16 protein-coding genes are annotated in these 21,135 nt (G+C 70.2%); 14 read left to right on the top strand and 2 right to left on the bottom strand.

From position 1 onward, the window contains the following. Window positions 1-2: 2 nt before the first annotated feature. Complete coding sequence (locus EDD93_RS01105) at window positions 3-1,439, bottom strand: cytosine permease (protein ID WP_123523372.1); 1,437 nt, start codon at window positions 1,437-1,439, stop codon at window positions 3-5. 158 nt (window positions 1,440-1,597) lie between these two features. Between EDD93_RS01105 and ureA the strand changes: the two genes are divergently transcribed. From ureA to cimA, 6 genes are all read left to right on the top strand, one after another. Beyond that, window positions 1,598-2,296 carry an urease subunit gamma gene (ureA, locus tag EDD93_RS01100; protein ID WP_123523371.1) on the top strand — a complete coding sequence of 233 codons (699 nt, stop codon included), beginning with the start codon at window positions 1,598-1,600 and terminating at the stop codon, window positions 2,294-2,296. Continuing rightward, window positions 2,296-3,978 (top strand): urease subunit alpha, encoded by a 1,683-nt coding sequence (locus EDD93_RS01095; RefSeq protein ID WP_123523370.1) that lies wholly within the window; start codon window positions 2,296-2,298, stop codon window positions 3,976-3,978. The genes ureA and EDD93_RS01095 overlap by 1 nt, the downstream gene beginning before the upstream one ends. A gap of 61 nt (window positions 3,979-4,039) precedes the next feature. Next, entirely contained in the window at window positions 4,040-5,065 is a 1,026-nt protein-coding gene (locus tag EDD93_RS01090; RefSeq protein WP_123523369.1) for an agmatine/peptidylarginine deiminase, read from the top strand. Window positions 5,066-5,122: 57 nt separating this feature from the next. Then, window positions 5,123-5,728, top strand: a complete 606-nt coding sequence (locus tag EDD93_RS01085; protein ID WP_123523368.1) for a TetR/AcrR family transcriptional regulator — start codon at window positions 5,123-5,125, stop codon at window positions 5,726-5,728. An 81-nt stretch (window positions 5,729-5,809) separates the two neighbouring features. Next, window positions 5,810-7,144 carry an MFS transporter gene (locus tag EDD93_RS01080; RefSeq protein WP_123523367.1) on the top strand — a complete coding sequence of 445 codons (1,335 nt, stop codon included), beginning with the start codon at window positions 5,810-5,812 and terminating at the stop codon, window positions 7,142-7,144. A gap of 277 nt (window positions 7,145-7,421) precedes the next feature. After that, window positions 7,422-9,029 (top strand): citramalate synthase, encoded by a 1,608-nt coding sequence (cimA, locus tag EDD93_RS01075; protein ID WP_123523366.1) that lies wholly within the window; start codon window positions 7,422-7,424, stop codon window positions 9,027-9,029. Between the two features lie 95 nt (window positions 9,030-9,124). Here cimA and EDD93_RS01070 read toward each other — a convergent pair whose 3' ends face one another. Continuing rightward, the gene (locus tag EDD93_RS01070; RefSeq protein ID WP_123523365.1) at window positions 9,125-10,585 is read right to left on the bottom strand and encodes a glycoside hydrolase family 30 beta sandwich domain-containing protein; all 1,461 of its coding nucleotides are present in this window, start codon (window positions 10,583-10,585) and stop codon (window positions 9,125-9,127) included. A 290-nt stretch (window positions 10,586-10,875) separates the two neighbouring features. Here EDD93_RS01070 and EDD93_RS01065 point away from each other — a divergent pair, with 290 nt between their 5' ends. The 8 genes from EDD93_RS01065 (at window position 10,876) to EDD93_RS01030 (ending at window position 21,133) form a co-directional block, all read left to right on the top strand. After that, entirely contained in the window at window positions 10,876-11,850 is a 975-nt protein-coding gene (locus EDD93_RS01065) for a LacI family DNA-binding transcriptional regulator (protein WP_123523364.1), read from the top strand. A 163-nt stretch (window positions 11,851-12,013) separates the two neighbouring features. Further along, complete coding sequence (locus tag EDD93_RS01060; protein WP_123523363.1) at window positions 12,014-13,687, top strand: ABC transporter substrate-binding protein; 1,674 nt, start codon at window positions 12,014-12,016, stop codon at window positions 13,685-13,687. A gap of 24 nt (window positions 13,688-13,711) precedes the next feature. After that, entirely contained in the window at window positions 13,712-14,770 is a 1,059-nt protein-coding gene (locus EDD93_RS01055; RefSeq protein ID WP_123523362.1) for an ABC transporter ATP-binding protein, read from the top strand. After that, window positions 14,767-15,747 carry an ABC transporter permease gene (locus EDD93_RS01050; protein ID WP_123523361.1) on the top strand — a complete coding sequence of 327 codons (981 nt, stop codon included), beginning with the start codon at window positions 14,767-14,769 and terminating at the stop codon, window positions 15,745-15,747. The genes EDD93_RS01055 and EDD93_RS01050 overlap by 4 nt, the downstream gene beginning before the upstream one ends. 4 nt (window positions 15,748-15,751) lie before the next feature. Next, a complete protein-coding gene (locus EDD93_RS01045; protein ID WP_123523360.1) occupies window positions 15,752-16,750 on the top strand; it encodes an ABC transporter permease in 999 nt (332 codons plus the stop codon). Then, window positions 16,747-17,760, top strand: a complete 1,014-nt coding sequence (locus EDD93_RS01040; RefSeq protein WP_123523359.1) for an ABC transporter ATP-binding protein — start codon at window positions 16,747-16,749, stop codon at window positions 17,758-17,760. The genes EDD93_RS01045 and EDD93_RS01040 overlap by 4 nt, the downstream gene beginning before the upstream one ends. Window positions 17,761-17,791: 31 nt before the next feature. Continuing rightward, window positions 17,792-19,210 (top strand): GH1 family beta-glucosidase, encoded by a 1,419-nt coding sequence (locus EDD93_RS01035; RefSeq protein ID WP_123523358.1) that lies wholly within the window; start codon window positions 17,792-17,794, stop codon window positions 19,208-19,210. A gap of 51 nt (window positions 19,211-19,261) precedes the next feature. Then, window positions 19,262-21,133: a discoidin domain-containing protein gene (locus EDD93_RS01030; RefSeq protein WP_123523357.1), complete on the top strand. Its 1,872-nt coding sequence runs from the start codon at window positions 19,262-19,264 to the stop codon at window positions 21,131-21,133. Window positions 21,134-21,135: the final 2 nt, after the last annotated feature.

The following is a 21,135-nucleotide window of genomic DNA, read 5'->3' as shown; positions in this document are numbered from 1 at the left end:
CCTCAGGGCGTGTGCTGAGCCGCCGGCCGGGCCTGTCCGCGGGTCCGGCCGGCGGCGCCGTACCGGCCCGGCCCGGTCAGGACGGCGTACGTCACCCCGCCGACCAGGCCCGACAGCACGAAGCTGCAGTCCACCCCGCCGGTCAGCGCGAGCAGCGGGCCCTCGTAGAGCGGGGTGGAGACGCCGCACAGGCCCACCGCGGCCCCGAGCGCCCAGGCGAGGGTGGCGTGCGGGTGCCAGCCGGCCCGGTACCAGTAGACGCCGCCCCGGGTGCCCCGGTTGTAGACCTGAAGGGCCTCCGCGTCGTACGCACCCCGGCAGCGCCGGTGCGAGATCATCGTGATCACCGCCCAGGGCGTGCCGATCGCGGTGAGCAGCAGCACGAACGAGGTCATCGCCGACTGGGCGTTCCACACGAAGTGGCCCAGGAACACGAACGCGGTGGCGACCCCGGCGACGACCAGCGTGGCCCGTGCCCGGGTGGCGCGCGGCAGGATCGCGTCCAGGTCCAGGCCCATGGAGTAGAGCATCAGCCCGGCGTTGCCCACCGAGCCCGCGGTCGCCGCGAGGAGCAGCGGCAGCAGGTACCAGGCGGGTGCGGCGGCGACCAGCGGACCCGCGTAGTCGAGCGAGGCGCGGGCGGCGAGCGCGGTGTACGTACCGAAGAGCTGCGGGACCAGCAGTCCGACGACCAGGCCGGCGCAGGTGGCGCGCAGCACCCGGCGCGGGTGGTGGCGGACCGGTGAGATGTACCGGGTGTAGTCGCCGAGCAGGGTGATGAAGGCGATCGGCCCGCTCAGCCCGGCGGCCACGGCGGACAGCGCCCAGGTGGGCCAGAACGAGCCGAGCAGGTACGGGGTGTCCGGCGGGGCCGCCGTCGTGAGGTCCGGCGCATAGGCGATCAGCCCGATCAGCAGCAGCACGGTCATGCCGACCGCGAGGATCTTGCTCAGGCGCAGCAGCAGCCGGTACCCGTACACCGCGCCGACGACCGTGCAGGCTGCCAGGACCGCGTAGACCAGGGTGTGCGAGAGGCCGCCCGAGGGCAGTCCGGCGAGGCGGGCCAGGGTGCCCACCATCACGTCGCCGCCGATCCACAGGGTCAGCGCGGTGTACCCCAGCGCGAGCAGCAGCCCGACGACGGAGCCGACCAGCCGGCCGCGTACGCCGAAGGCCGCGCCGCTGGACGTGGACAGGTTCGTCGCCGTGCGCAGCGAGACCAGGGCGAGCGGCGCGGTGACCGCCACCCCGACGGCCGTGCCGACGACGACCGAGGTCACCGCGGGCCACAGGCCGAGCCCGAAGGAGACCGGCAGCCAGCCGAAGACGATCACGCCCAGGCAGAGGTTCGATCCGAGCAGGATCGAGACGAGGTCGCGCGGGGTGCTGGTGCGCTCCGCCTCCGGGATGGTGTCGACTCCGTGCTGTTCGATCGGCATGAGGCCGCCCCTGACGTTCGACTATTTGAGTGCTGCTCAATCTGACGTAATCCAGTGGGACCCGTCAATGGTCCAGGGATTCTGGATTTCGTTGAATCGTGACTGGAACCGTGAGCGAGTCATGATTAGAGTGACGTTCAAACAGGAGGTGTGGTGACGTGCGACTGACCCCGAGTGAGCGTGACCGGCTGCTGCTCTTCGGAGCCGCCGAACTGGCGCGGGCCCGCCGGGCCCGCGGGCTGCGGCTCAACGTCCCCGAGGCGACCGCCCTGGTCGCGGACACCGTCTGCGAGGCGGCCCGCGACGGGCTGCGGCTCGCGGAGGCGATAGCGGCCGCCCGCGCCGTGCTCGGGGCCGACGACGTGCTCCCCGGAGTGGCGGACGTGGTCACCGAGGTGCACGTGGAGGCCGTCTTCGACGACGGATCGCGGCTCGCCGTGGTGAGCGACCCCATCGGTGCCGGCACCGGGACGCGGCTGGGCGACAGCGCCCCCGGCGCGGTGCTGCCGGCCCCGCCGCACGCCGAACCGGAGCCGGCGCTGCGGCTGACCGTGCGCAACACCGCGACGGTCCCGGTCAGCGTCACCTCGCACTTCCACTTCTTCGAGGCCAACCCCCGGCTGGACTTCGACCGGACGGCCGCGTACGGCATGCGGCTGTGCGTGCCGGCCGGATCCTCGGTCCGGTTCGACCCGGGCGGCACGGCCGAGGTCGGGCTGCTGCCGATCGGCGGCGCGCGGATCGCGATCGGCTTCGCCGGTCTCGTCGACGGTCCGCTGGACGCGCCGGGCGCGAAGGAGGAGGCCCTGCGACGCGCGGTGGCCTGCGGTTATCTCGGAGCGGAGGGCGGCGCCTGATGGACCCCTACGAGTACGCGTCGGTCCACGGACCCCGCGCCGGGGACCGGGTCGTCCTCGGCGACTCCGGGCTCGTCGTGCGCGTCGAATCGGACGCGCAGCGCCACGGCGACGAGTTCCTGGCCGGGTTCGGCAAGACCGCGCGCGACGGGCTGCACCTCAAGGCCGCCGCCGTCCGCCACACCTGCGACGTCGTCATCAGCAACGTGCTGGTCATCGACGCGGTCCTGGGCATCCGGAAGGTCTCCATCGGCATCCGGGAGGGGCGCATCCACGCGATCGGCCGGGCCGGGAACCCGGACACGCTCGACGGCGTGGACGTCGTCGTCGGGACGGGCACCACCATCGTCTCCGGCGAGGGGCTGATCGCCACCGCGGGAGCCGTCGACACCCATGTCCACCTGCTCTCGCCCCGCATCATGGAGGCCTCGCTCTCCTCCGGCGTCACCACCGTCATCGGCCAGGAGTTCGGCCCGGTCTGGGGTGTCGGCGTCAACTCGCCCTGGGCGCTGCGCCACGCGTTCAACGCGTTCGACGCCTGGCCGGTCAACATCGGTTTCCTGGCCCGTGGTTCGTCCTCCGACGACGCACCGCTGGTGGAGGCGCTGGCCGAGGGCGGCGCGTCCGGCTTCAAGGTGCACGAGGACATGGGCGCGCACACCCGCGCCCTGGACACGGCACTGCGGGTCGCGGAGGAGCACGACGTGCAGGTGGCCCTGCACAGCGACGGGCTGAACGAGTGCCTCTCCGTCGAGGACACCCTGAGCGTCCTTGACGGGCGGACGATCCACGCCTTCCACATCGAGGGCTGCGGCGGCGGGCACGTACCGAACGTGCTGAAGATGGCGGGTGTCCCCAACGTCATCGGCTCCTCCACCAACCCGACGCTGCCGTTCGGACGGGACGCGGTGGCCGAGCACTACGGGATGATCGTCTCCGTCCATGACCTGAAGACGGATCTGCCCGGGGACGCCGCCATGGCGCGTGACCGGATCCGGGCCGGGACGATGGGCGCCGAGGACGTCCTGCACGATCTCGGCGCGATCGGGATCACCTCCTCCGACGCGCAGGGCATGGGACGCGCGGGCGAGACCGTACGCCGCACCTTCGCCATGGCCGGGAAGATGAAGGCCGAGCTGGGCCCCCTGGAGGGCGACGGCCCGCACGACGACAACGCCCGGGTGCTGCGCTACGTGGCCAAGCTGACCATCAACCCGGCGATCGCGCACGGGCTGAGCGACGAGATCGGCTCGATCGAGGTGGGCAAGCTCGCCGACATCGTGCTCTGGAAGCCGCAGTTCTTCGGCGCGAAGCCGCAGCTGGTCCTGAAGTCGGGCTTCCCCGCATGGGGCGTGACCGGCGACCCCAACGCGGCCACCGACACCTGTGAACCGCTGGTCCTGGGACCGCTGTTCGGCGGCCACGGCGCGACCCCGGCCGATCTCTCGGTGGCCTTCGTGGCGAAGGCGGCGGCCGATCTCGGCTCCGACCTGATGCCCACCCGGCGGCGCCGGGTCGCGGTGCGCGGCACCCGTTCGATCGGCCCGGCGGATCTGCGTCTCAACTCCCGGATCGGGGAGGTCGGGGTGAACGGGGACAGCGGTCTGGTGACGCTGGACGGGGCGCCGATGCGGTCCGGGCCCGCCGACTCGATCTCGCTCAACCGCCTTTACTTCTTGTAGCCGCAGCACTCCACGAGCACCGCTCCGCCCTACGACACACAGCCTTCAGGAGTCCGACGACATGACCTTCCGTATGCCGCCCGAATGGGCCCCGCACGAGCGCACCTGGATGGCCTGGCCCGGACCCAACGCCACGTTCACCGGTGACGACCTCGGCCGCGCCCGCGAGGCCTGGGCCGCCGTGGCCCGCGCCGTGCGCCGCTTCGAGCCGGTGACCGTGGTCGTGCCGACCGGGCAGTCCCAGGAGGCCCGCCCGCTCCTCGGCCCGGACATCGAGCTGGTCGAACGCGATCTGGACGACGCCTGGATGCGCGACATCGGGCCGACCTTCGTCACCGACGGCAGCCGGCTCGCCGCCGTGGACTGGGTCTTCAACGGCTGGGGCGCGCAGGACTGGGCGAGCTGGGAGCACGACGCACGGATCGCCCGCGAGGTGGCCGCTCTCGCCGGAGTCCCCGTGCACAGCTCGCCCCTGGTCAACGAGGGCGGCGGCATCCACGTCGACGGCGAGGGCACCGTACTGCTCACCGAGACCGTGCAGCTCGGCCCCGAGCGGAACCCGGGCTGGACGAAGGAGCGCGTCGAGGCCGAGATCCACGGCAAGCTGGGCACCACGAAGGCGATCTGGCTGGAGCGCGGGCTGACCGGCGACTACCCGCCGCACGGCTTCGGGACCCTGGGCCACGTGGACATCGTCGCCGCGTTCGCCGGCCCCGGGGTGGTCGTCGCCCACACCCAGCCGGACCCCTCCCACCCCGACCACGAGCTCTGCGCACGCAACGTCGAGCTGCTCCGCTCCGTGACCGACGCACGGGGCCGCGCCCTGCGGGTCGTCGAGGTCCCGGCGCCCGCCGCCGTGCGGGACGAGGAGGGCCACTGGGTCGACTACTCCTACATCAACCACTACGTCTGCAACGGCGGCGTCGTCCTGTGCGGCTTCGGCGACCCCCGGGACGAGATCGCGGCGGGCATCTTCCGCCGCCTGTACCCCGGACGCACCGTCACCCTGGTCGACGCCCGCACGATCTTCGCGGGCGGCGGCGGCATCCACTGCATCACCCAGCAGCAGCCCGCGGTACCCGGCTGACCGGCGCATCCGGTAGAACGTACTGGTGAACGAGACGCTCAGCGCACCGGCCGCGCCATGACCCCGCCCCCCGTCAGGCGGCGCAACACGGCCCCGCCCCGCGAGTCCCTGCTCGTCGCCGCCATGGCCACCATCGCCGAGCGCGGGCTCGACGGGCTGACCATGGCCGGGCTCGGCCGCGAGGTCGGGATGAGCAGCGGGCACCTGCTGTACTACTTCCGGACCAAGGACGAACTGCTGCTGCAGACCCTGGAGTGGAGCGAGGGGCGGCTCGGCGCCGAGCGCGGCGCCCTGCTCTCCCGGCAGGCGCCCGCCGCCGAACGCCTCGACGCGTATGTGCACCTGTACGTCCCCGAGGGGCCGCGCGATCCGCACTGGACGCTCTGGCTGGAGGTCTGGAACCGCTCGCAGAACGCCGACGCCGACGCCCGGGGGCGGATGGCCGCGATCGAGGGGGCCTGGCACCGGGACCTGGTGGCGCTGCTGGCCGAGGGCATCTCGCGCGGCGAGTTCGGGTCCGTGGACCCGGACCGCTTCGCGACCCGGCTGCGCGCCCTCCTGGACGGCTTCAGCGTCCATGTCGCGGTCGGCATCCCGGGCACCGGCCGCGAGCAAGTCCTCTCCCACGTGGGGGAGTTCCTGCGGGACTCACTGCTGCGGTGAACACAACGCACGTAAGTACGCCCGATCGTTGCCGGCTGAATCCTTGTTAGTCCCGCAGCCGTTGGGGCACGGTGACCAACCATGGGACGAGAGCAGTGGAAGAAGATCTGGGTCGGCTCCGCCGGCAACATGGTCGAGTGGTTCGACTGGTTCGTGTACGCGACCTTCGCGGTCTACTTCGCGGACGCGTTCTTCCCCGAGGGCAACGAGACCGCCAACCTCATGAACACCATGGGGATCTTCGCGGTCGGCTTCTTCATGAGACCGGTCGGCGGCTGGCTGCTCGGCCGGATCGGTGACCGCAAGGGCCGCAAGGCCGCGCTCACCCTCACCGTCACCCTGATGTCGGCCTCCGCGATCCTCATCGCGATCGCGCCGACCTACGACGTCGCCGGGTACGGCGGCGTCGCCGTCCTGATGCTCGCCCGGCTGCTCCAGGGACTGTCCGTCGGCGGCGAGTACGCCGCCAGCGCCACCTACCTCACCGAGGCATCCGCCCCCGAGAAGCGCGGCTTCGCCTCCAGCTTCCAGTACGTCTCGATGACCGCCGGGCAGCTCGTCGGCCTCGGGCTCCAGATCGTCCTGCAGCGCAACATGTCCGACGCCGCGCTGCACAGCTGGGGCTGGCGCATCCCGTTCGTCGTCGGCGCGCTGGGCGCCCTCATCGTCTTCTACCTGCGCCGCTCCATGCTGGAGACGGAGGTGTACGCCGGCTCCGGCGCCGCCGAGCAGGAGGACCGGGGCACGCTCAAGGTGCTCTGGCAGCACCGGCGCGAGGCGTTCCTGGTGATGGCGCTGACCATGGGCGGGACGGTGGCCTACTACACGTACACCACCTACCTCACCAAGTTCCTCTCCAAGAGCGCCGGCATGGACAAGTCCACCGCCTCCCTCGTCAGCTTCTGCGCCCTGTTCGTCTTCATGTGCATCCAGCCGCTGGCCGGCATGCTCTCCGACCGGATCGGCCGCCGCCCGCTGCTGATCACCTTCGCCGTCGGCTCGACCTTCCTGACCGTGCCGATCATGACGATGCTCAAGCACGCCGACACCTTCTGGCCCGCGCTCGGCCTGGCGCTCCTGGCCCTGGTCGTGGTCACCGGCTACACCTCCATCAACGCCTGCGTGAAGGCCGAGCTCTTCCCGACCGGCATCCGCGCCCTGGGGGTCGGCCTCTCCTACGCCGTCGCCAACGCGCTGTTCGGCGGCACCGCCGAGTACGTGGCGCTCTGGTTCAAGAACGCCGGCGCCGAATCCGGCTTCTACTGGTACGTGGCGGGCTGCGCCGCCGTCTCGCTCGTCGTCTACCTGTCGATGCGCGAGACCCGCGACATCGACCTGAACCGGGTCGCCGCGGCCGGGCAGCCGCAGGCGCAGCAGCGGCAGGCGGGAGCGACGAGCGTCACGCCCGCATCCTGAGACAGGGCACGGCACGGAGGCGGTCCTGTGCCAGACTGCCTCCGTGTCCTCGTTCGTCATGATTATTGGCAACAGGCGCGCCGGTCCGCAGTGACCGTCCCGTACCACCATGTACGGCACGGCCATCGTGCCCCAGACCCGCGCGCAGACCTCTCGCACCCGCGAGGGGTTTTTTGTTTTCCGGCCCTCACCTCGGCCGGAGCGAGGCACGCGGGATGATGGGGGCAAGTGGAGCCAGATCGTCCGGATCCACTCATCCGACAGGAGTCAGACCAGCATGACCACCAAGGCCAAGCCCACCGACGACAGTTTCCACGTCTTCGACACCACCCTGCGCGACGGTGCGCAGCGTGAAGGCATCAACCTGACGGTCGCCGACAAGCTCACCATCGCCCGGCACCTGGACAACTTCGGCGTCGGCTTCATCGAAGGCGGCTGGCCGGGCGCCAACCCACGTGACACCGAGTTCTTCGCCCGCGCCCAGCAGGAGATCGAATTCCGCAACGCCGAGCTGGTCGCCTTCGGCGCGACCCGCAGAGCGGGCGGCAGGGCGGCCGAAGACCCCCAGGTCAAGGCGCTGCTGGAATCGGGCGCACCGGTGATCACGCTGGTCGCCAAGTCCCACGACCGCCATGTGGAACTGGCCCTGCGCACCACCCTGGAGGAGAACCTGGAGATGGTCCGCGACACCGTCTCCTTCCTCCGCGAACAGGGCCGCCGGGTCTTCGTCGACTGCGAGCACTTCTTCGACGGCTACCGCGCCAACGCCGAGTACGCCAAGGCCGTCGTGCGCAGCGCGTCCGAGGCCGGCGCGGACGTCGTCATCCTCTGCGACACCAACGGCGGGATGCTCCCGGCCCAGGTCCAGGCCGTCGTCTCCACCGTCCTCGCGGACACCGGCGCCCGCCTGGGCATTCACGCCCAGGACGACACCGGCTGCGCCGTCGCCAACACCCTGGCCGCGGTCGACGCGGGCGCCACCCACGTCCAGTGCACCGCCAACGGCTACGGCGAGCGGGTCGGCAACGCCAACCTCTTCCCCGTCGTCGCCGCGCTGGAGCTCAAGTACGGCAAGACCGTGCTGCCCGAGGGCGCGCTCGCCGACATGACCCGCGTCTCGCACGCCATCGCGGAGGTCGTCAACCTCGCCCCCTCCACCCACCAGCCCTACGTCGGTGTCTCGGCCTTCGCGCACAAGGCCGGGCTGCACGCCTCCGCGATCAAGGTCGACCCCGACCTGTACCAGCACATCGATCCCGCGCTGGTCGGCAACTCCATGCGGATGCTCGTGTCGGACATGGCCGGCCGCGCCTCCATCGAGCTCAAGAGCCAGGAGCTCGGCATCGACCTCGGGGGCGACCGGGCGCTCGTCCAGCGCGTCGTGGAGCGGGTCAAGGAGCGCGAGCTCAAGGGCTACACCTACGAGGCGGCCGACGCCTCCTTCGAGCTGCTGCTGCGGGCCGAGGCCGAGGGCCGGGTGCGCCGCTACTTCCGTACCGAGTCCTGGCGCGCCATCGTCGAGGACCGCCCCGACGGCACGCACGCCAACGAGGCGACCGTGAAGCTCTGGTCCAAGGGCGAGCGCATCGTCGCCACCGCCGAGGGCAACGGCCCGGTCAACGCGCTCGACCGGGCGCTGCGCGTCGCGCTGGAACGGATCTACCCGCAGCTCGCCAAGCTGGAGCTGGTGGACTACAAGGTCCGCATCCTGGAGGGGCGCACCGGTTCCGACTCCACGACCAGGGTCCTGATCACCACGGGTGACGGCACGGCCGACTGGTCGACCGTGGGCGTCGCGGAGAACATCATCGCGGCGTCCTGGCAGGCGCTGGAGGACGCGTACACCTTCGGCCTGCTGCGCGCGGGGATCGAGCCGACGGAGTAGTGCGGGGCCGCCGTGCCGCCGGGACACAAGTGGTGTCCCGGCGGCACGGCGGCCTTTGCGGATGTACATCCGCAGCTCTGCCCCGGTGGGCCCGCCTACCAGGTGAACGTCGCGGAGGTGCGGGCCGGCAGGGAGTAGGTGAACCTCTGCCCGCCCCAGTTGACGGTGACCGGCTGCGCCGAGCCGCTGCCGTTGTACGCGATCAGCGCCTTCGAGCCGTCCGGGTTGCGCCAGGCCACGTTGGGCACGGTGGAGCTGGCCGTGGAGGCGATCCGGGTGGCTCCCGGGCGGACGAACTTGGTCAGGTGGCCCATCGTGTAGTACTCGATGTTGTAGTCGACCTGTCCGCTGCTCCCGTCGCCGTTGTGCACGGTGATCAGACCGTCGCAGGTGCCGCAGCCGCCGTTGTGCGGGCCCCGGTTCTGGTCCACCGCCAGGGACCACTTGGTCACCGACTTCGCCCAGTTGCGGGTGTAGTCGATGATGTTCATCATGTCCTCGCGCTGCTGGTCGGCGATCCAGGTGCCGCCCGAGTGCTCGGTCTGGAAGGCGTCCAGCGCGGGGTACCGGTCGTGCACCGCGCTCTGTTTCGCCACGTCACCGCCGTACCCGTGCCAGGCGATCCCGCCGAAGTTGGGGTGGTCGCGCACCTCGGCGTCGTCCACGGTGGCGGCCGCGTACTCGTCGTAGGTGTCCCAGTTCCAGTCGTGCGCCAGCACCTTGGTGGACAGGCCGGCCGACTGGAGTCCGGGCAGCAGCTCGTTCTTGGTGAAGTACGCGAGCCCGGAGCCGTTCCAGCTCATCGAGGGGTAGCCGGAGCAGCAGGTCGGCTCGTTCTGCGCGGTCACGTAGTCGACCGGAACGCCCTGATCCCGGTAGGCCTTCAGGTACTTGACGAAGTAGTCGGCGTAGGTGCCGTAGTTCTCCGCCTTCAGCCAGCCGCCGTTGAGCTGCCCGCTGTCCTTCATCCACGCCGGGGCGGTCCAGGGGGACGCCACCGTCGTCAGGTCCGGGTTCAGTTCCCTGGCCTGCTTGGTGAGCGGGAGCACGTCCTGCAGATCGTGTGCGATCGAGAACTGCCCGAGCGACGGGTCGGTCTGCCCGGCGGGGATGTCGTCGTACGTGTAGCCGGTGCGGGCCAGGTCGGAGCCGCCCATCGGGTTGCGGACGAACGAGAGGCCGATGCCGTCCGTGGGGGAGAACAGCTTCTTCATCGTGGCGTCCCGGGCCGCCTGGCTCAGCGCCCCGCTGCTCTTCATCAGGTACGCGGCCGTGTCGGTGAACGAGGCGCCGCCGCCGGTGAAGGTCTGGTACCCGGTGTTCTCGTCGACCGTGATGCTCGTGCCGTCGCCGCCGCTGCCGGCCTCGAAGGCGATCGGGGTCTGGGCCTCCAGGCCCCGGGTGACGTGTCGCCCGCCGGAGTCGTCGGTGGTGGTCAGGGCGATGTGCACGGTCTCGCCCGCGGCCTGGGCGGTGGGGGACGAGAGCCCGGTGAGGCCGGCGGTGGCCAGCGCTGCGGCGAGCAGCGCCCGTACGGCTCTTCCTGATCGGATCATGGTCAAGACCTCTCTCGGCGGAGTGTGGGGAACTTGCCGTCGAACGAGGCGTGAGTGAACTGCTATTACGTGCTCACGTCAAGGGTGTAGGTCTTCAAGACTTGAACGTATCGGCGTTCCTCGCAGCTCGAAGGATGGGTACGGACCAATCTCGGCGTGAAGTATTGACGGCTCTGTGTCGGCGGGGTTAACTCACGCCACCAACGCCGGTACCGGTTCCGGAACCGGTTGCGGTACCGGTTCCACCACCGGTCGCTCTCTCTGCCCTGTTGCGTCCTGGAGGCCCCCCGATGCGTGTCACCATCGCTGATGTCGCCCGCGAGGCCGGCGTCAGCAAGACGACCGTGTCCCGGGTCATCAACACCAAGGGCGAAGTGGACGGCTCAACGGCCGCCCGTGTTCGTGAAGTGATCGCACAGCTCGGTTACGTGCCCAGCTCGGGCGCCGTCGGCCTGGCCCGCGGCAACAGCCGCACGGTCGGCATGCTGGTGCCCTCGCTCACCTGGCCGTGGATGGGCGAGGTGCTTCAGGGCGTCGTCGACACCGTCGAGGCCGCCGACTACGGGCTGCTGCTGTTCACCTGCAACCGGGGGGCCGAGTCCGTAAAGCGCTTCACCAGCCAGGTGTCCGCGCGGGCCTTCGACGGGCTGGTGGTGGTCGAACCCGAGAACACCCTCGGCCACCTCACCGCACTGCACCACGCAGGACTGCCGATCGTGCTGATCGACGATCGCGGACACCACCCCGAGTTCCCCTCCGTCGTGACCACCAATTACGAAGGAGGCGCGTCGGCCGCCCGTCATCTGCGGGCTGCCGGGCGCACCAGACCCCTGGTCGTCACGGGACCCCACGACTTCGGCTGCGTACGCGACCGGCTCGCGGGATTCGTCTCCGTGCTGCCCACCGACCTCGTCGTCCGAGGAGACTTCACCGAGATCTGCGGCCGGCTCGCCGTGGAGGAACTCCTCGCCTCCGGGGTGGAGTTCGACTCGGTCTTCGCACACAACGACATCACCGCGGCAGGCGTGCTGCGGGCGCTGCGCGCCGCCGGACGCTCCGTTCCCGGCGACATCGCGGTGGTCGGCTTCGACGACATCCCGATGGCCGAGCACACCGAACCGCCACTGACCACCGTGCGCCAGCCCACCCGGCAGATGGGTGAGACGGCCGCACGGATGCTGCTCTCCCACCTCGGCGGCACGGCCGTACCCGACGCACCCCTCGTGCTGCCCACCGAACTGGTCGTGCGCCACTCGGCGCCCTAGCGGACGGGGCCGGACCCGGCCTCCCCGCTCCCGTACTCCGCGCAGCAGCCGGCTGCGCGCACCCGCACCGCACCGCACCGCATCAGCACCCGCCCGTACCCGGCGCGCCGAGCGCTGTCCGTTTCCGGATCTCCCAGACCCGCCAGTCCCTCCTGGAGTCGTTATGTCCGCACGCCGTCACACGCTCAGAGCGGTCGCGCTCGCCACCGCGGTGGTCGCGCTCGCCGCCGGATGCTCGTCAGCCAACTCGAACGCCAACAAGGGCGGCGGCGCCGCGTCGGGCGTCCTGAACATCGGCAAGCCGGACGGGCCGCAGACGAACAACAGCAACCCGTTCCTGAACACCTCGGCGGGCGCCACCCTCGGCTACCGGTACATGATCTACGAGCCGCTCGCGATGGTCAGGCAGATCCGGCCCGCCGAAAAGGCCGACCCGTGGCTGGCGACCGAGTGGAAGTGGGACCTCAACTTCACCAAGGTCACCTTCACCCTCGACGACAAGGCCAAGTGGGCCGACGGCAAGCCGCTGACCGCCGACGACGTCGCGTTCACCTTCAACCTCCTGAAGAAGCACCCGGCGCTCAACCAGGACGGCATCGCGTGGGGCGGGGTGAAGGTCGAGGGCAAGAAGGTCGTGCTGACCTTCGACGACTCGCAGTACGTCAACCAGAACAAGATCATCCAGCAGTTCATCGTGCCCAAGCACATCTGGGAAGGCGTCAAGGACCCGGAGACCTGGCCCAACCGCACACCCGTCGGCTCGGGCCCGTACAAGCTCAAGACGTTCACGCCGCAGACCACCACCCTGACCGCCACGCCCACCTACTGGAAGGGTGCGACGAAGGTCAAGGAGCTGCGCTACAGCACCTACAACGACAACAGCGCCGCCACCACCGCGCTGGCCAGCGGCAAGCTGGAGTGGTCGTTCGTCTTCATGCCGAACTACAAGCAGCTGTACATCTCCAAGGACCCCAAGAACCACAAGCTGTGGTTCCCGTCCGGGCTCGGCATCCACGGACTGTGGTTCAACACCGCCCGCAAGCCGTTCGACAACCCGGCGCTGCGCAAGGCCATGGCGATGGTCGTCGACCGCAACGCGATCTACACCCAGGCCGAGGCGACCCTCTACCCGGAGATCACCAACCCGACCGGCATCCCGTTGCCCGCCGGCAAGTCCTTCATCTCTCCCGAGTACAAGAACGCCACCACGAAGCCCGACGTCGAGGGCGCCAAGAAGGTCCTGGAGAAGGCCGGCTTCACGCTCAGCGGCGGCGTACTGAAGGACCCGGGTGGCAAGGCCGTGAAGCTCACCTTCACCGACCCGGCCGGCTGGAACGACTACATCACCGGCCTCGCGATCATCAAGGACAACATCAAGCAGCTCGGCATCGACGCCAAGGTCAAGACGCAGACCGCCGAGGCCTGGGGCGCGGACGTCGCCAACGGCAACTTCGACGCGACCCTGCACTGGACCAACAGCGGCGCCACCCCGTACGACATGTACCAGAACATCATGGACGGCGCGCTGCTCCAGCCCATCGGCAAGCCCTCCCAGCAGGGCAACTTCGGCCGCTTCAAGAGCACCGAGGCCACCGAGGCGCTCAAGGACTTCGCCAACGCCACCAGCGACACCACCCGCATCACCGCGATGAACACCCTGCAGAAGATCATGGTCGAGCAGGCGCCGATGATCCCGACGGCGGCCGCGCCCATCGGGGCGGAGTACTCCACCAAGAACTGGGTGGGCTGGCCCACCGAGGCCAACCCGTACGCCGATCCGCAGCACACCCAGCGCTCGGCGCTGCAGATCGTGCTGAAGCTCAAGCCCGCCAAGTAGGACGCAGGGATCCAGGTACCGGCCATGTCTGAACAGTCCGAAAAGAACCACGTCGTGCTCGAAGCACGCGGAGTCACCAAGCACTTCGCCGTACGGCGCACCGGCCGCGATCTCCTCGCGGGCAAGCGCCGTACCGTCCACGCCGTCGACGACGTCTCGCTGAAACTGCGGCGCGGCACCGTCACGGCACTGGTGGGGGAGTCGGGCTCCGGGAAGTCCACCGTCGCCAGAGTGCTCGCCCAGCTGTATCCGCTCACCGAGGGCGAGATCCACCTGGACGGGCAGCCGGCGAAGGCCGGACGTGGCCGGTCCTTCCGCAGTTACGTACGCCGGGTCCAGCTCATCTTCCAGGACCCGTTCGCCTCGCTGAACCCGGTGCACACCGTGCGCTACCACCTCACCCGGTCGCTGAAGATCCACGGCCGGGCGGGGAACGGCGAGGCGGAACTGGAACAGAACCTGACCGCTCTGCTGAACCGCGTCCAGCTGACTCCTCCTCATCAGTACCTGGACAAGTTCCCGCACGAGCTGTCGGGAGGTCAGCGCCAGCGCGTGGCCATCGCCCGCGCGCTCGGCGCCGACCCCCAGGTCCTCCTCGCGGACGAGCCCGTCTCGATGCTGGACGTCTCCATCCGGCTCGGGGTCCTCAACCTGCTCAAGGACCTCAAGGACCGCATGCACCTCGCGATCCTCTACATCACCCACGACATCGCCTCCGCCCGCTACTTCGCGGACTCCACGCTGGTGATGTACGCGGGCCGGATCGTGGAGGGCGGTGACAGCGAGACCGTCACCCAGCGCCCCGCACACCCCTACACCCAGCTGCTGATCGCCTCGGCACCCGACCCGGACCGGGTCGTCGCCGAGGAGGAGCAGGAGGAGACCGGCAGCGGCGAGCCCCCCTCGCTCATCGAGCCACCGGCCGGCTGCCGCTTCCACCCCCGCTGCCCCAAGGCGATGGAGCGCTGCCGCACCGAGCTGCCGCCCCGCTTCGACCTGGCCGACGGCCAGTGGGCGGCCTGCTGGCTGTACGCGGACGGCGCCGGCCGCGCCGCCGACCACGAGAAGGAGGCCGCGAAGTGAAGTACCTGCTGCAGAGGCTCGCCTTCTACCTGGTCACCGCGTGGGCCGCGATCACCATCAACTTCCTCATCCCGCGCCTGATGCCCGGCGACCCGGTGCAGGCGCTCATCGCCCGCTTCCAGGGACAGCTGGACACCAGCGCCATCGCCTCCCTCAAGGCGCTCTTCGGCCTGGACAAGCACCAGTCGATCTGGGAGCAGTACACCGACTACTGGGGCCACCTGCTCGACGGCGACCTCGGCCTGTCGTTCACCTTCTTCCCGACGCCGGTGAGCGAGGTGATCGCCCAGTCGCTGCCGTGGACGCTGGCCCTCGTCGGCATCACGACGCTGATCAGCTTCGTGCTCGGCACCGGGATCGGCGTCTTCACCGGCTGGCGGCGCGGCTCCTGGATGGACAGCCTGCTGCCCGTCACCACCTTCATCTCGGCGATCCCGTACTTCTGGCTCGGCCTGATCGCCATCTCGCTGTTCGCCGTGAAGTGGCCGCTCTTCCCGGCCGCCGGAGGCTACGACAACTCGCTGGTCCCCGCCTTCGACTGGCCGTTCATCTCCAGCGCGCTCTACCACGGGGCACTGCCCGGCCTCACCATCGTGCTCAGCGCGGTGGCGGGCTGGATCCTCGGCATGCGCAACATGATGGTGACGGTCTCCTCCGAGGACTACGTCATGGTCGCCCAGGCCAAGGGACTCTCCGAGCGCCGGGTGATGTTCGGGTACGCCGCCCGCAACGCGATCCTGCCCAACATCTCCGGCTTCGCGCTCTCGCTCGGCTTCATCGTCGGCGGCACCCTGCTGGTGGAGATGGTCTTCTCCTACCCGGGCATCGGCTACCAGCTCTTCCAGGGCGTGGGCGCCAAGGACTACCCCCTGATGCAGGGCGTCTTCCTCATCATCACGCTCTCCGTCCTGGCCGCGAACCTCCTCGCCGACGTCCTCTACATGATCCTCGACCCCCGTACCCGAAGGGAGGCGTAGGTTCATGGCCGTCACCGCCACCGAAGTCGCCGTACTCGACGCCGCCGAGACCCCGGCGCCCACCAAGCGCAAGTTCCGGTTCCTGCGCGGCCGCAAGACCGTCGTCGGACTCTGCATCCTGCTCTTCTTCGTGCTGATCGCGATCATCGGCCCGTGGATCGCCCCCTACGACCCCGACACCATGGGCAAGGAACTGCTCCAGCCGCCCTCCGGGGCGCACTGGTTCGGCACCACACAGACCGGTCAGGACGTGCTCTCACAGATCCTCGTCGGCACCCGGGGCGTCCTCGTCGTCGGGTTCATCGCCGGCATCCTCGCCACGATCCTGTCCGTGCTGATCGGCGTCAGCGCCGGCTTCCTCGGCGGCACCGCCGACGAGGTGCTCTCGCTGCTCTCCAACGTCTTCCTCGTCATCCCCGGACTGCCGCTGATCATCATCATCGCCAGCTTCGTCTCCGACGCGGGCGACCTGCTCATCGCGACCGTCATCGCCCTGACCTCCTGGGCCTGGGGAGCACGGGTGCTGCGCGCCCAGACGCTCTCGCTGCGCCGCCGGGACTACGTCGAGGCGGCCCGCGCCACCGGCGAGTCGACCTGGCGCATCATCCTCTTCGAGGTGATGCCCAACCTGACCGCCGTCATCGCCTCCGGCTTCGTCGGCACGGTCATCTTCGCGATCCTCTCCGAGATCACCCTCGCCTTCATCGGCGTCGCCGACATCTCCAACTGGAACTGGGGGACCGTCCTGTTCTGGGCCCAGTCCAACCAGGCCCTGGCCCAGGGCGCGTGGTGGTGGTTCGTGCCGGCCGGGCTCTGCATCGCCCTGCTCGGCATGTCCCTCGCCCTCATCAACTTCGGCATCGACGAATTCGTCAACCCGCGCCTGCGCACCGAGACCGGTGGCTCCCGCAAGGTCCGGATGCGGGTCGGCTTCACCCCCGTGGCCCGCGCCACGGACAACGCCGCGGCGCGCGGCAGGCACCACAAGGAGACCCGCTCATGAGCGAGCCCGTCCTCAGCATCAGCGGCCTCAACGTCGACTACGGGACCGGGGACGACGCCGTGCACGCGCTGCGCGACATCGACCTCACCCTGCACCGCGGCGAGGTGCTCGGCCTCGCGGGCGAGTCCGGCTCCGGCAAGTCCACCCTGGCGTACGCCGTCACCCGGCTGCTCTCCCCGCCCGGCGTCATCACCGGCGGCGAGGTGCGCTACCACCAGCGCGACGGCCAGGCACTCGACCTGCTGACCCTGTCGGCCCCCGAACTGCGGGCCTTCCGCTGGCAGGAGCTGTCGATCGTCTTCCAGGGCGCGATGAACTCCCTCAACCCGGTGCACACGGTCCACAGCCAGCTCACCGACGTACTCCAGGCCCACCGCCCGGAGATGAAGCGGGCGGAGCGCACCGCACGCGCCAGGGAGCTCCTCAAGCTCGTCGGGATCTCCGCCGACCGGCTCGGCGCCTACCCGCACCAGCTCTCCGGCGGAATGCGCCAGCGCGTGATGATCGCGATGGCCCTCGCGCTGGAACCCGAGATCGTCATCATGGACGAGCCCACGACGGCCCTGGACGTCGTCATGCAGCGGCAGATCCTGCGCCAGCTGGTCAAGCTCCGCGAGGAGCTCGGCTTCTCGGTCGTCTTCATCACCCACGACATCTCGCTCCTGATCGAGTTCTCCGACCGGATCGCGATCATGTACGGCGGCCGGATCGTCGAGGAGGCCGCGTCGGCCGACATCTACCGCGACCCCCGCCACCCCTACAGCGACGGACTGCTGCACTCCTTCCCCGCGCTGCACGGCCCCCGGCGCGAACTCAGCGGCATCCCGGGCTCGCCCCCGCACCTGTCCGCGATGCCCGCCGGCTGCGCCTTCCACCCCCGCTGCGCCAAGCAGGTCGAGGGCTGCGACACCCACGTCCCGGTGCTCGCCGTACCGGACGGGGACAGCTCCCGCTCGGTGGCCTGCTGGCTCCACAAGGAAGCCCCGGCCCCCGCAGTCGCCCGCCCGTAGCGACCTACGCACCGCACACCACAGGAGAACCATGAACCTCGTCACCCCTCAGGCCTACGCCCGCGAGATCGCCGCCCAGGCCGTTCCCGGTCTGCCCGCCGACTTCCGCTGGGGCGTCGCCACAGCCGCCTACCAGATCGAGGGGGCGGCGGCCGAGGACGGCCGGACGCCCTCGATCTGGGACACGTACTGCGGGGTGCCGGGCATGGTCGTCCGCGGCGAGAACGGGGACGTGGCCTGCGACCACTACCACCGGATGCCCGAGGACGTCTCGCTCATCGCCGACCTCGGCGTCGACACCTACCGCTTCTCGCTGGCCTGGCCGCGCATCCAGCCCGGCGGCCGGGGCCCCGCCAACGCCAAGGGCCTCGACTTCTACCAGCGGCTGCTCGACGAGCTGGAGTCCAAGGGCATCACCCCGTGGGTCACCCTCTACCACTGGGACCTGCCGCAGGAGCTGGAGGACGCGGGCGGCTGGCCGGCCCGGGACACCGCCTACCGCTTCGCGGAGTACGCCGCCCTCGCCTACGACGCCCTCGGCGACCGGGTGAAGCACTGGACCACGCTGAACGAGCCCTGGTGCTCGGCGATGCTCGGTTACGCCTACGGCAACCAGGCCCCCGGCCGGCAGAACTTCGGCGAGGCGATGCACGCCGTCCACCACCTGCTGCTGGGCCACGGCCTCGCCTCGCAGTACCTGCGCGAGCAGGCCGCCGCCCGCGGCAACGAACTCGAACTCGGCATCACCCTCAACCTGGGCACCGCCACCCCCGAGACGGACAGCCACGAGGACGCCGAGGCCTGCCGCCGCGCCGACGGACTCGGCGCCCGCCTCTACCTGGACCCGGTCGTCAAGGGCGCCTACCCCGCGGACATCGTCACCGACCTCGCCGTCCAGGGCATCGAACTCCCGGTCCAGGACGGCGACCTCGCGGTCATCGCCACCCCGCTGGACGTCCTCGGTGTGAACTTCTACCGGGGCTCGCTCTTCTCCGGCGTGACCGAACAGGGCGCGGTGCTCGACGCCGACGGCCTGCCCGTCACCCGCGTCGTCGAACGCGACCTGCCCCGTACCGCCATGGACTGGGAGATCACTCCCACCGCCCTCACCGACCTGCTCGTCCGCCTGGAGAAGGACTACGGTCTCCCGACGGTCATCACCGAGAACGGCGCCGCCTTCGACGACACCGTCTCCGCGGACGGCGAGATCCACGACGCCGACCGCACCACCTATCTCGCCGACCACATCGCCGCCGTCGCCGCCGCCCGCGCACAGGGGGCCGACGTCCGGGGGTACTTCGCCTGGTCGCTGATGGACAACTTCGAGTGGTCCTACGGCTACGACAAGCGATTCGGCATCGTCCGCGTCGACTACGACACGCAGGTGCGGACGCTCAAGGACAGCGCCAAGTGGTACCGCGACACCATCCACCACACCCGCAACGCGTAGCCGCGTCCGCGCGTGGCCGCGCATCCCCTGGAAACGAACGGGAGCCCCACCGTGCCCTCTCGTACGACTCTGGCAGCCACCACCGCCGCCCTGCTCGCCCTCGCCGCACCCGTGGCCTTCGCGGCGCCCGCACCCCGGGCCGCCGCGCAGGCATCGGCCTGGGACACCGACCGGGCGGCCGCCGCCTACACCGCGAATCCCGGGGCCGTCACGGCGTCCGGCTCCGAGAACGGCGCGGCCGGACCCGGTGCCGCCACCGACGGTAACGGCACCACCCGCTGGTCCAGCGACTTCGCCGACAACGCCTGGGTCAGGGTCGACCTCGGAGCCACCCTCCGGATCAGCCAGGTCACCCTGGACTGGGAGGCCGCCTACGGCAAGAAGTACGTCCTGGAGGTGTCGAAGAACGGCACCGACTGGACCACCTTCTACACCGAGGACGACGGCACCGGCGGCAGCGTCACCGCCCACACCTACCCGCAGGAGGTGGCCGGCCGCTACGTCCGGATGCGCGGCATCCAGCGCGCCACCGCCTGGGGCTACTCCCTCTACTCCTTCAAGGTGTACGGGGGAGAGCCCGCCCCCGCCTCCACCACCCGCACCAACCTGGCCCTGAACCACCCCGCGTACGGCAACCTCTACCAGGACGCGGGCAGTTCACCCGGCTTCGTCACCGACGGCGGCTGGCCGGCCGACCTCAAGGGCGGCCAGTCCCGCTGGTCCAGCGACTGGAACGCCGACCGCTGGGTGAGCGTCGACCTCGGCGCCACCTCCACCATCAGCTCCGTCGACCTGTACTGGGAGGCGGCCTACGCCGTCGACTACCGCATCCAGGTCTCCGACGACAACCGCACCTGGCGCACCGTCCACCAGCCCTCCGCCGCCGAGGTCGCCGCCCGCCGCGCCGACGTCAAGTCGCCCGGCGACGCCGCCGGACGCCACGACACCGTCGATCTGGCCACCCCCGCCACCGGCCGCTACGTCCGGATGCTCGGCGTGGAGCGCCGCTCCTTCTACAACCCGGCGCCCGCCACCGCCCAGTTCGGCTACTCGCTCTACGAGTTCCAGGTCTGGGGCACCGGAGGCAGCGCGTCCGCCGCCTACCCGGCCCTGCCCAAGGACCCCGGCGGCGCCTACAGCACCACGTTCTTCGACGACTTCACCGGCTCCGGCCTGGACCGCTCCAAGTGGCGGGTGGTGCGCACGGGCACCGAGATGGGCCCGGTGAACGGCGAGTCGCAGGCCTACGTGGACTCGCCCGACAACATCCGCACCGAGAACGGCGCACTCGTCCTCCAGTCGAAGTACTGCAAGGGCTGCACCTCCACACCCAACGGCACCTTCGACTTCACCTCCGGCCGGGTCGACACCAACACCAAGTTCGACTTCACCTACGGCAAGGTCAGCGCCCGTATGAAGCTGCCGGTCGGGGACGGCTACTGGCCCGCCTTCTGGATGCTCGGCAGCAACGTCGACGACCCGACGGTCTCCTGGCCCGGCTCGGGCGAGACGGACATCATGGAGAACATCGGCTACGGGGACTGGACCAGCTCCGCACTGCACGGCCCCGGCTACTCCGCCGACGGCAACATCGGCAAGCAGCAGACCTATCCCAACGGCGGCCGCGCCGACGCATGGCACACCTACGGCGTCGAGTGGACGGCCGAGGGCATGACGTTCACCGTCGACGACCGGGTCGTCCAGCGGACCTCCCGCCAGAAGCTGGAGTCCACCCGGGGCCAGTGGGTCTTCGACCACAACCAGTACGTGATCCTCAACCTGGCCCTCGGCGGCGCCTACCCGGCCGGCTGGAACAAGGTCACCCAGCCCTACTGGGGCCTGCCTCAGTCCAGCGTCGACCGGGTCGCCCAGGGCGGCATCAAGGCCGAGATCGACTGGGTGAAGGTCGAGCAGAAGAAGTAGCG

The organism is Streptomyces sp. 840.1 (assembly GCF_003751445.1).
Taxonomy (GTDB): domain Bacteria; phylum Actinomycetota; class Actinomycetes; order Streptomycetales; family Streptomycetaceae; genus Streptomyces.
Note: the sequence above shows the minus strand (reverse complement) of the source record. Positions and strands in the feature narration are given on the sequence as shown.